We start from the raw sequence: 10234 nt of genomic DNA on the forward strand, positions 1-10234 counted from the left end.
GGTCGGTATCTCTCATGGCCAGACTTCGTAAAAGCTGGTTAAAGATAGCCGTTCGCATGATGACTTGAAAGAGATTCAAATGCGGCTTTCCAATACATATTGTCGTAATTTCTTTCTCTTCTGCAATTTTTATAATGGTCTGCGTTACCTGGTCACTCTTAATCTTTAAAACCTCTGCACCAAGTTCAGTGGCCAACTTCAGATTATTGATCAAATGACGCTGCTTATCCAGCTTAATTTTATCCCCGCTTTCGCTGCTGCTCTGAACATACAGCACAATCCATGGAGAACGATAATATGAAGCCAGTCTCGCCGTTTTACGGATCACCACTTTAGCTGTATCTGCATTGGAAGAAATACAGGCCAGGAAGCGTTCCGATCTTAATTTAATTTGCTTTGGCACCTCCAAACTTACCTTTCGTTCTACCTGGTGAGCTACTTCCTTCAGCGCCAGTTCCCTCAACTGTAAAATTCTTTCGGGCTGGAAGAAATTCCCCAAAGCAGTAGCAATCTTACTTTTATCGTAAATCTTCCCTTCTTTTAAACGGGTAACCAGTTCATCTGCCGTTAAGTCTATATTGACAATTTCATCAGCAATTTCCAGAATTTTATCTGGTATCCTTTCTGTAACAGCAACTCCCGTAATATGTTCTATCTCTTCATTAATACTTTCCAGGTGCTGGATATTCACCGCAGAAATCACACTGATGCCCGCATCCAGTAAATCGAATACATCCTGCCAACGCTTTGCATTCTTGCTGCCCTCTGCATTGGTATGGGCCAGCTCGTCTACAATAACAACATCCGGATGGATACTCAAAATGGAATTCAAATCCATTTCCTCCAGTTCCTTACCCCGGTAAAAAATCTTTCTCCTTGGAATCAGTGGCAGGCCGTCCAGCAAAGCATGGGTCTCCTCCCGCCTGTGCGTTTCGATATACCCGATTTGAACATTTACCCCGCCCCTCAACAAAGCATGAGCCTCCTGTAGCATACGATACGTTTTCCCCACACCAGCACTCATGCCAATATAGATCTTCAGTTTTCCCCGTCTCGATTTTTTAACCAGCTCAAGGAACTTGCGTACAGAATCTTCTTTGTTGTCTTCCATTGTCTTCTTATTCAAAACAGCATAAAGAAGAATTTGCTTCTTTATGCTGCTATTTTTTATTTATGTATTAGAACGATACCGCAATGCTCCCTGTAACCAGGCCATTGTAATTTACCAAATCCTGGTCCCTTTTAAACACCTTATCTTTACTGTTGTATAATTTCCCTTCCAGCCTCAGCACTGCGTTTTTCACAGGTGCATAATCCAGGTTTAGCGAATACCCCGTTGTCCTGAATCCATTTGCTGTTCCTGTAGCGATGAATACCCCATTTTTATCATCATAATACTCTACTCTTCCAGCAACAGCCCATTTTGGGTCAAATTTATACTGAGCAATCGCAACCGGTGCAAAAACATGATTATGGGTACTGCTTCCCTTTGATGTCTGTTGCGTACCATAATCTACACCCAGGGTCACACCAAATTGTTCATCCAACTGGAAGATTCCATACAAATTGTGATACAGTCTGGTCACACCAACAGAATCCGCACCTTCTTTTCCCAAATAATTACTATAGTTCACTGTAATTTTTTCTGTTGGCTTCCAGGTCAGTTGTACACCACCGGCAGGCTTACGATTTCCATCCTGTCTACTGATTCTTTGCCAACCGTTTAAATACAATACCGATGCACTGAACTGGCCATCAGCAGTAACGTAACTTAGCTTTGCACCTGTTTCAAAATAAGGTGTATTCTCAGAAGAAATATTCCTGGTCAATACCCAGCAATCCTTTGAGATTGCGCTTTCAAATCCAATATGGGAAGAGAATACACCAGCATCTAACCATAGATTGGCTTTCTTAGACAATTTAACACCGGCATTGGCCTCATAAATATTTTTCAGCACACCAGATTCCGCACTCATATTTGCATTGGCATACGTACCTGCCATTACCGCGACATTTGCCCGGATATTGCCGTCATCATAGGCTCCTTTAAGATAAGCTAAATTGATATTCACCTCATTGCTTCTGTTATGTGAGTAAATAAAACCCGGTCTGTTGTTGTCCGAAGGTTTGTTAAAATCGTATCCATAATAGGCCTCTACATAGCCTGAAAATTTCACTTTTGATTCTTCCTGTGCAAATAAATTTACGCTTGCAGTTAAACCCGCAATTAATGTGATTATTTTTTTCATTAATATTTTATGTCTTTCAATAGTAATCAAGTGATCATGAGCTGTTGTTATTTTATTTGGAAGCTCAGGATGGTTTCATTAATATTGTTGTGTAAGTCCTATGGAGCTACCCAGATCCTGCAACTTGGCAAACGCGTAGGATCGGGTAACTCTTGGGATGTTTTCTATTTCTTTAAATTATCCAGTGCAACATTCAATTTCAATACGTTCACTTTGCTTGGCCCAAAAAGACCAAATAAAGGATGTTCTGTATTTTGGGCCACCAGATCAGCCACGGTTTTTTCATTTACCTTTCTAAATTCAGCCACCCGTTTGATCTGGATAGCAGCGCCTTGCTCCGAAATATTCGGATCCAGTCCGCTTCCTGAGGCCGTAACCATATCCGAAGGGATCTCGCTTTTTTGCAGGTACGGATGATACTTCAATAAAGTATCCAGCCTGTTTTGAACATCCTTTTCATAGTCAGGATTGGAAGCCGCTTTGTTAGAGCCTCCCGAACCCGCAGCATTATAAGAAACCGCTGAAGGACGTCCCCAGAAATACTGGGGTTTGGTAAAGGACTGACCAATCAGCGCGTAACCAACCACTTTTCCATCAACCATAATCTTCTCTCCCCCTCCCTTACCTTTGGAAAAACCACCAGCAAAAGAAAGAAATAAAGGATAAGCTCCACATAGCAATACCAACAGTACCACAGTGAGACGTATAGATTGTAATAAGTACTTTTTCATGATATATAATTTTAAACGAACAGGCCAACAGCCAAATCAATGAGTTTAATTCCTATAAATGGAGCGATAACACCACCCAAACCATAAATGAATAAATTTCTTCTCAGCAAGGCACTTGCACCGATCGGTTTGTAAGCCACCCCCTTTAGAGCCAGTGGAATCAGAATCGGAATAATGATCGCATTAAAGATCACTGCCGACAGGATCGCACTTTCCGGACTATGTAGCCCCATAATATTCAGGCTTTCTAAAGCCGGAATAGAAGTGATAAACAAAGCAGGTACAATAGCAAAATATTTAGCCACATCATTCGCAATAGAGAAAGTAGTTAAAGTACCCCTTGTGATCAATAATTGCTTACCAATTTCAACGATCTCAATAAGCTTTGTTGGGTCATTATCCAAATCCACCATATTCCCAGCCTCTTTAGCAGCCTGTGTTCCACTATTCATCGCCACACCTACATCTGCCTGAGCCAAAGCCGGCGCGTCATTGGTACCGTCTCCCATCATGGCCACCAGTTTTCCCTGCGTTTGTTCTTCTTTGATATAGTTCATTTTATCTTCAGGCTTTGCCTCCGCGATAAAATCATCAACACCCGCTTTTTCCGCAATATATTTTGCCGTTAAAGGATTATCGCCAGTAACCATTACTGTTTTAACTCCCATTTTGCGCAGGCGCTCAAAACGTTCGCTAATTCCTGGTTTAATAATATCCTGTAATTCAATTACCCCAAGGGCTTTTTCATTTTCAGAAACCACTAAAGGTGTTCCCCCGTTGGAAGCAATGTTTTTTACCTCGGTTTCAATATCAGCAGGAAAATGATTTCCGGCTTTCTCTACTATATTACGTATCGAATCAAATGCACCCTTACGGATCCTTCTGCCATCAGGAGTATCTATTCCACTTGATCGTGTTTCAGCCGTAAATTTAATGAACTGAGCGCCCTCAGGTGCTTTACGCAAAGCCGGCCTTCCGTCTGCACTGGCCAGTTCAATAATAGACTTACCTTCAGGAGTTTCATCAGCAAGAGAACTCAGTACACAAGCTTCCACAAAAGTATTCGGGCTCACCCCTTCAGTGGGATGAAAGTTAGTCGCTTTACGGTTACCAATCGTAATGGTACCTGTTTTATCCAGTAGCAAAACATCGATATCACCTGCAGTTTCCACAGCCTTACCAGACTTGGTGATTACATTAGCCCTCAGCGCACGGTCCATTCCTGCGATACCGATGGCAGACAATAAACCGCCAATTGTGGTTGGGATCAGACATACGAATAAAGAAATTAAAGCCGCAATGGTAATTGGTGTATTGGCATAATCAGCAAATGGCTTCAGCGTTACACAGACAATGATAAATACCAATGTAAAACTTGCCAGCAAAATGGTCAAAGCAATCTCATTTGGCGTTTTTTGACGGGAAGCCCCTTCCACCAAGGCAATCATCTTATCCAGAAAGCTTTCGCCCGGCTCTGTGCTCACCTTTACTTTGATTTCATCAGACAATACCTTTGTTCCACCAGTAACCGAGGATTTATCCCCACCTGACTCCCGGATCACAGGGGCAGACTCTCCGGTAATGGCCGATTCATCAATGGTAGCAATACCTTCTATGATCTCTCCATCGGTTGGAATAATATCACCTGCCTCACAAAAGAACACATCACCTTTTTTCAGCTGGCTGGATGAACGCATTTCAAAAGAACCGTTGGCCAATACCAGTTTAGCAGGAGTTTCCTCCCTGGTTTTACGAAGACTATCCGCTTGTGCTTTCCCCCTGGCTTCTGCAATGGCCTCTGCAAAATTTGCAAACAGTACCGTTAACAGCAATACCAGAAATATGATAAAATTATATAATGCAGATCCCTGTCCGCTATGGTTTATGGAATATACAGTTACATAAGCCATCACAATAGTGCCTATTTCAACCGTAAACATAACCGGGTTACGAACCATTACCCTCGGATCCAGCTTAATAAATGATTGTTTTAATGCGGTTTGCACCAATGCAGGTTCAAATAATTTATTTGAGGTTTTCATTTTTATTATTTAAATAAGGTAAAATACTCTGCCAAAGGACCTAAGGCCAATGCAGGGAAATAAGAAAGGGCATTCAAAACCAAGATCACCGCAAAGGTCATCAGGCTAAATGTCAAGGTATCGGTTTTTAAAGTACCCGCTGATTCAGGAATAAATTTTTTGGCACCCAGCAAGCCAGCTATCGCCACAGGACCTATAATAGGAAGGAACCTGCCCAGCAACAATACAAAGCCAGTTGAAACATTCCAGAAAGTATTGCCATCACCCAGTCCCTCAAAACCAGAACCGTTATTGGCATTAGAGGAGGTCATTTCATATAACATCTCTGAGAAGCCATGGAAACCAGGATTATTTAACCAGGTTTTAGGCTGAACAGCCCAGGCCGCGCCACCGTGATTGGTAAATACATAGGCTGCAATCGCTGTACCGGCAAGAATCAGAAAAGGGCTAAGCAAGGTAATCAATGCAGCAATCTTCACCTCTCTGGCTTCCACCTTATGGCCCAGGAATTCAGGCGTACGCCCAACCATTAAGCCAGAAATAAACACCGCAATAATCAGATAAATAAAATAGTTCAGCATACCGACACCACAACCTCCATAAAAAGAGTTGATCATCATACCCAGCAACTGCCATAAACCAGTTAAAGGCATTCCGCTATCGTGCATACTATTTACTGAACCCGTAGAAATAATGGTAGTCACGGTACTCCAGTAGGCCGATGCTGTAGGTCCAAAACGCACCTCTTTGCCTTCCATGGCACCAGTTGCCTGCGATACTCCCATTTTCGCAATAGCCGGATTACCACCCAGCTCACTGCTCAATGTTGGCAACAACAGCAACAACATACCGATGGTCATTACCCCAAAGATCATCCAGGCCAGTTTTTTACGTCGGATAAAATAGCCGAAGGCAATCACCATCGCTATAGGAATAATCACCTGTGCAATCATTTCCACCATATTGGTCAGGTAACTTGGATTTTCCAAAGGATGTGCAGAGTTGGCACCAAACCATCCGCCTCCATTGGTACCCAAATGTTTAATGGCAATAAATCCGGCAGCAGGTCCTCTTGATACATGTACTGTATCTCCTTGCAGGGAAATAAACTGGTCTTTACCCTGGTAACTCGTAGGTGTACCATTAAAAGCTAATATTAGCCCCATTATAACAGAAAGAGGAAGCAACAAGCGGGTAATAGATTTTACAAAGAACTCCCAGAAGTTACCTAGAGAGGTTGTTGTTTTGTCTCTGAATGCTTTAAAGAAAACCACAGCCGCTGCAATCCCGGTAGCTGCACTCACAAACTGCAGGAACATCAATACAAAATGCTGTGTGAGATAACTTACACCAGACTCTCCAGAATAATGCTGCAGGTTACAGTTCACCACAAAACTGATGATCGTATTAAAGGCCAGATCAGGTGACATTCCTGGATTACCGTCCGGATTTAGTGGCAGTTTATCCTGCTGCAGCAAAACAAAGAAGCCGTACACCAGCCAAACCAGGTTAATTGTCATCAGCGCTTTCATATGCTGCTTCCAGTTCATCTGCTCTTTAACATTGATGCCCGAAAGTTTATAAATTCCGTTCTCCAGAGGTTTTAGAAAGTCTGTCCAGACCTTTTCTCCGGCAAATACCTTGGAAAGATAAATGCCCAGAGGGATAGCCAAAACTACCGTTAGCAGGTAGGTTGCTATGATTCCAAATAATTCAGTGTTCATTTTTTAATTGTTGAAAAGCGATTTTAAAATTTTTCGGGTTTAATTAAGACGTAAACCATATACAGGAATACGGCAATTGCGATAATGAATAATGCGATCATGTGATTTAGATTTTTTCGAACCAGTCGATTGATTTATAAAACACCCAGCAAAAGGCAAGCAGGGTTAAAAGAAGAATAAATGTGACCATAGTTGTATATTTTTAATACCAATAACCAATCTGTATACCACACTCAGGAGAACCACTACAAGATACTGATTATCAGCTACAAAACATCAAAAAAATATTTTCACCATTTTTTTTAACGCAAAAAACCCTTCCAAAATGGAAGGGTTTTTATCATATTGAAAAAGACAGTGTAAAATTAGCTAATTTTATATTCCTCCATCTTTCGGTACAGCGTGGTCAATCCTATTCCCAGCAAACGGGAAGTCTCTGTTTTATTTCCCCTTGTAAATTTGAGCACCTTGATAATGTGTTGTTTTTCTATAGCCTCCATACTCATCGAATCATCTTTGGTACTGTGTACATGAAATTCATATGGTAGCAGGCTGGCTGTTAATACCAGGGTATCGGCCAGGATCACCACCCTTTCCATTACATTTTTCAGCTCCCTGATATTGCCTTTCCAGGAATGCTGCTGTAAAAGATGAACAAAATCTTCTTCCATTGTAAAATCAGCTTTGTTTACCTTGGCAGCAAATTCTTTCAAATAATGCCTAGCTATCAAAGGAATATCGATCTTGCGCTGATTTAAAGGGGGCAGCTCAATAGAAAAAACAGAAAGTCTGTAATACAAATCCAGCCGGAATTTTCCAGCTTCAGCTTCTTCTTTCAAATCCCGGTTTGTCGCAGCGATAATCCGGACATTTACCTTTTTGGTTTGCGTATCCCCCACTTTAATATAGGTCTGGTTCTCCAGCACGCGAAGCAGTTTGGCCTGCAAATCCAGGTTCATCTCCCCAATTTCATCCAAAAACAAGGTTCCTTCGTTGGCCTCTTCCAGTAAACCCTTTTTGTCTTTTAGTGCACCAGTAAAAGCACCTTCCTTGTAGCCGAAAAGTTCGCTTTCCAGTAGTTCCGGATTAAATCCACTGCAATTTACAGCTACAAAAGGTTTCAGGCTCCGCAAACTTTCATAGTGAATGGCCTGGGCAAATACCTCCTTACCCGTGCCTGTTTCCCCAAGAAGCAATACCGTGGTATCCGTTGATGCCACCTTCCTGGCCAGGTCCAATGCTTCCTTGATCGCCTTAGACTGTCCCAAAATTGCATCAAAATTGTATTGGCGGCTCACCTTATTCTCCAGCTCATATACCCTGAGCTGGAGTTTGGCTTTATCCATAGCTTTGTATACCAACGGAATGATCTTATCATTGTCATCTCCTTTGGTAATATAATCAAAAGCGCCATTTCTCATGGCCATTACCCCATCCTGAATCGTCCCAAAAGCCGTCAAATTGATCACTTCAGTATAAGGCTTTAATTTCTTGATTTGTTTAACCAGTTCTACTCCATTAATATCTGGCAATTTGACATCACTGATCACCACATCAATTTCCTGATTAGCAAGAAGCTTCAGCCCCTCCTTTCCAGTAGCCGCCTGGAAAACCCTAAACCCCTCGAGCTCTATAATGCGCGCCAAAAGACTGCAAATCTTCTTTTCATCGTCTATAATTAGAACGGTATTCTGCATAAACTGATAATTTAAGCAATATTAAGCATTAATATTTTATCAAAATATAATTTGAACTTAAAGCTGAAGCCTGATCATTTATCATTATTACTCCACTATAAACTGACAAAAAACATGATTTCTGACGGTGTTCAAAATTTCTCTGCGATTATAACTGGAGGTAAACCTAATCTCGACTTTAAAGGTACAGGTACATGGTGTCCCATTATCCAATGGCAGGGTTTCGATTTCCAAAATGGTCATTTTCACCGGATCCTTCAAATTTCCTTCTATAGGGAAGACATAAGTACAAAACCAGTGAATATCTTCTATAGCTTCACAAATTACGTGATTATCTTTATTTCCGGTACCATGCCCCTTACATCCGTCTGATGTGCAGTTTAAGAGCATTGAATTTAAAAACACAGGCTTTTCTATAGCTTCTTCTTTTAGAACCAGACATGATTCATTTTCTATTAGATTCATTTGTTTATTTCTTAAATCCATAAAAATTACCGTTGAACAAATGCATTTTGCGCAACAGCCTGCTGAACTGCCGGTGCCATTTTCGGATCAAAAAGCATTGCCGTACAGAGGCAGTTACATTTTCCCTTCCTTTCCAGAACATCATAATTAACGCAACTCTTGCAACCTTCCCAGAAACCAGGCTCCTGCGCGATTTCTGAAAAGGTAACAGGTTGAAAACCCAGACTAGAGTTCATTTTCATAACGGTGAGCCCAGAGGTAATGCTAAAGATCCTTGCTTCAGGATGGGTTCTTCTGGAAACCAGGAATACCCTTTCTTTAATGGCGCGTGCCACGCCGCAATTTCTGAAAGCCGGCGCTACAATCAAGCCAGAATTCGATACGAATCTTCCTCCATCCCATACTTCAAAATACGCAAATCCTGCCCAGATACCTCCGCTTGTCACCGCAATTACTGCCTTGCCCTCACAGATTTTCCTCGCTACAGATTCAGGCGAACGTTTGGCAATTCCTGTACCTCTGGCCAGAGCAGAGATTTCGGTTTCTTTTACAATTTCATCAACATACCTGATGTCGTTTATGGTTGCGATCCGTACAAAGATCAATTGATTTTCCATTTGAATATAATTTGATCTCCTGCCTTATTCAAAAGGAATGCCTGCAACATACAAAATCTGAAAAACCAAGTCTCACTGAACCAAAAAGCCGAATTATTTCTTCCCGAATTTTTGACAAAAAAAATCCACCCTATCAAAATGGGGTGGATTATTTCATATTGAAAATAAAATTATTTTATTCCGGGCCAATGGCTTTCCAAAGCATATCCTTCAGTTCCGTAAGTCCCTTTTGTGCTACAGAAGAAATAAATATAGATGGAATATGTTCTGGCAGCTCCTTCTTCATCTCGGCCACCAACTCCTCGTCCAGCATATCTGCCTTAGTTACCGCCAGCAAATGAGGTTTTTGCATCAATTCAGGGTTATATTCCTGTAATTCTTTTTTTAAGATCTCATACTCTTCTTTAATGGAGCGGGTCGTATCCGCAGGAACCATAAACAAAAGAACAGAATTACGTTCAATATGACGTAAAAAACGATAGCCTAAACCTTTTCCTTTAGATGCACCTTCAATAATTCCTGGAATATCTGCCATGACGAAAGATTTACCTCCTCTGTAAGAAACAATCCCCAGGTTAGGCACCAATGTCGTAAAAGGATAATCAGCAATTTCCGGTTTAGCGGCAGATAACACAGAAAGTAAGGTCGATTTACCTGCATTTGGAAAACCCACTAAACCTACATCGGCCAGGACTTTCAATTCCAACAC

10 protein-coding genes are annotated in these 10234 nt (G+C 41.5%); all 10 read right to left on the reverse strand.

Annotated features, from left to right (window positions below):
* Positions 1 to 1111, reverse strand: a 1111-nt coding sequence (locus DBR11_RS24665) for a sensor protein KdpD (protein WP_108555242.1), incomplete at its 3' end; no start/stop codon positions are given.
* 67 nt (positions 1112 to 1178) lie between these two features.
* Positions 1179 to 2249: a porin gene (locus DBR11_RS24670; RefSeq protein WP_108555243.1), complete on the reverse strand. Its 1071-nt coding sequence runs from the start codon at positions 2247 to 2249 to the stop codon at positions 1179 to 1181.
* A 164-nt stretch (positions 2250 to 2413) separates the two neighbouring features.
* Positions 2414 to 2980, reverse strand: a complete 567-nt coding sequence (gene kdpC / locus DBR11_RS24675) for a potassium-transporting ATPase subunit KdpC (RefSeq protein WP_108555244.1) — start codon at positions 2978 to 2980, stop codon at positions 2414 to 2416.
* Positions 2981 to 2991: 11 nt separating this feature from the next.
* On the reverse strand, positions 2992 to 5022 hold the full coding sequence (gene kdpB, locus DBR11_RS24680) for a potassium-transporting ATPase subunit KdpB (RefSeq protein WP_108555245.1): 2031 nt from the start codon (positions 5020 to 5022) through the stop codon (positions 2992 to 2994).
* A 5-nt stretch (positions 5023 to 5027) separates the two neighbouring features.
* Positions 5028 to 6746: a potassium-transporting ATPase subunit KdpA gene (kdpA, locus tag DBR11_RS24685; protein ID WP_108555246.1), complete on the reverse strand. Its 1719-nt coding sequence runs from the start codon at positions 6744 to 6746 to the stop codon at positions 5028 to 5030.
* Positions 6747 to 6769: 23 nt separating this feature from the next.
* Positions 6770 to 6847 carry a potassium-transporting ATPase subunit F gene (locus tag DBR11_RS24690; protein WP_108555258.1) on the reverse strand — a complete coding sequence of 26 codons (78 nt, stop codon included), beginning with the start codon at positions 6845 to 6847 and terminating at the stop codon, positions 6770 to 6772.
* 264 nt (positions 6848 to 7111) lie between these two features.
* A complete protein-coding gene (locus tag DBR11_RS24695; RefSeq protein WP_108555247.1) occupies positions 7112 to 8443 on the reverse strand; it encodes a sigma-54 dependent transcriptional regulator in 1332 nt (443 codons plus the stop codon).
* Positions 8444 to 8530: 87 nt separating this feature from the next.
* Positions 8531 to 8908, reverse strand: a complete 378-nt coding sequence (locus DBR11_RS24700) for a hypothetical protein (protein WP_146186657.1) — start codon at positions 8906 to 8908, stop codon at positions 8531 to 8533.
* 26 nt (positions 8909 to 8934) lie between these two features.
* Positions 8935 to 9525, reverse strand: coding sequence for an N-acetyltransferase (locus DBR11_RS24705; protein ID WP_108555249.1), 591 nt, complete (start codon positions 9523 to 9525; stop codon positions 8935 to 8937).
* Between the two features lie 175 nt (positions 9526 to 9700).
* Positions 9701 to 10234 (reverse strand): GTPase (locus tag DBR11_RS30340; RefSeq protein ID WP_233260895.1); only part of this gene is annotated, 534 nt, incomplete at its 5' end.

It is taken from the genome of Pedobacter sp. HMWF019 (genome assembly GCF_003061025.1).
Taxonomy (GTDB): domain Bacteria; phylum Bacteroidota; class Bacteroidia; order Sphingobacteriales; family Sphingobacteriaceae; genus Pedobacter.

What these genes read in the sequence shown, in the direction of transcription:
- DBR11_RS24695 (WP_108555247.1), bottom strand. Translation starts at nt 8,443, where the DNA reads ATGCAGAATACCGTTCTAATTATAGACGATGAAAAGAAGATTTGCAGT.
- kdpA (WP_108555246.1), bottom strand. Translation starts at nt 6,746, where the DNA reads ATGAACACTGAATTATTTGGAATCATAGCAACCTACCTGCTAACGGTA.
- kdpC (WP_108555244.1), bottom strand. Translation starts at nt 2,980, where the DNA reads ATGAAAAAGTACTTATTACAATCTATACGTCTCACTGTGGTACTGTTG.
- DBR11_RS24700 (WP_146186657.1), bottom strand. Translation starts at nt 8,908, where the DNA reads ATGAATCTAATAGAAAATGAATCATGTCTGGTTCTAAAAGAAGAAGCT.
- DBR11_RS24705 (WP_108555249.1), bottom strand. Translation starts at nt 9,525, where the DNA reads ATGGAAAATCAATTGATCTTTGTACGGATCGCAACCATAAACGACATC.
- DBR11_RS24670 (WP_108555243.1), bottom strand. Translation starts at nt 2,249, where the DNA reads ATGAAAAAAATAATCACATTAATTGCGGGTTTAACTGCAAGCGTAAAT.
- DBR11_RS24690 (WP_108555258.1), bottom strand. Translation starts at nt 6,847, where the DNA reads ATGATCGCATTATTCATTATCGCAATTGCCGTATTCCTGTATATGGTT.
- kdpB (WP_108555245.1), bottom strand. Translation starts at nt 5,022, where the DNA reads ATGAAAACCTCAAATAAATTATTTGAACCTGCATTGGTGCAAACCGCA.